General features: G+C 65.1%; 2 protein-coding genes. Both read left to right on the top strand.

All coding sequences use genetic code 11. The features are described from left to right. A partial coding sequence (locus tag M0534_RS13660) for a copper-binding protein (protein WP_248569000.1) occupies positions 1 to 426 on the top strand: 426 nt, incomplete at its 5' end. 11 nt (positions 427 to 437) lie between these two features. After that, a partial coding sequence (locus M0534_RS13655; RefSeq protein WP_248568999.1) for an efflux RND transporter permease subunit occupies positions 438 to 742 on the top strand: 305 nt, incomplete at its 3' end.

The following is a 742-nucleotide window of genomic DNA, read 5'->3' as shown; positions in this document are numbered from 1 at the left end:
ATCCTTGAGGGGTTGCAGGCCGGAGAGCGCATCGTCACCTCCGGTCAGTTCCTGATTGACTCCGAGTCCTCGGTGACGGTCAGCCTGGCGCGCATGCAGGCCGAGGCGGCCGCGGAGGAGGCGGATGATGGCAGCGTCGCCGCCGAGGGACGCATCAACCATGTGGACGAGGACGCCCGTCAGGTCAACCTGGATCACGACCCCATCGCTGAACTGGGTTGGCCGGCCATGACTATGGATTTCGACGTGGCCGATGGCGTGGACCTGGGGGGCCTGCAGCCCGGTGATGCGGTGATCATCCGCATCCGGGAGCGGGCGGATGAGGAGTATGCCTACGAGCTAACTCACATCGAGCCGCTGGACGCGCCGTCCGCCGACGCGGACGACGCCCCCGATCACGACCCCCACGCGGGCCATGACCACTGAGGAGACCCGGCATGATTGAACGGATCATTCAGTGGTCGCTGGATAACCGCTTACTGGTGTTGTTGCTCACCGGCGTGTTCGTGGCCTGGGGGGTCTTCTCCGCCCGGCAGACGCCGCTAGACGCGATCCCCGACCTGTCGGACGTGCAGGTGATCGTGCATACCGAATACGCCGGCCAGGCACCCCAGGTGGTGGAGGACCAGGTCACCTATCCGCTTTCCACCGCCATGCTGGCCGTACCGGGAGCCCGGGATGTCCGAGGCTTTTCCATGTTTGGCGACTCCTACGTCTATGTCCTGTTCGAGGATGGCACCGA

This window comes from Methylonatrum kenyense (assembly GCF_023195885.1).
Taxonomy (GTDB): domain Bacteria; phylum Pseudomonadota; class Gammaproteobacteria; order Nitrococcales; family Aquisalimonadaceae; genus Methylonatrum; species Methylonatrum kenyense.
Note: the sequence above shows the minus strand (reverse complement) of the source record. Positions and strands in the feature narration are given on the sequence as shown.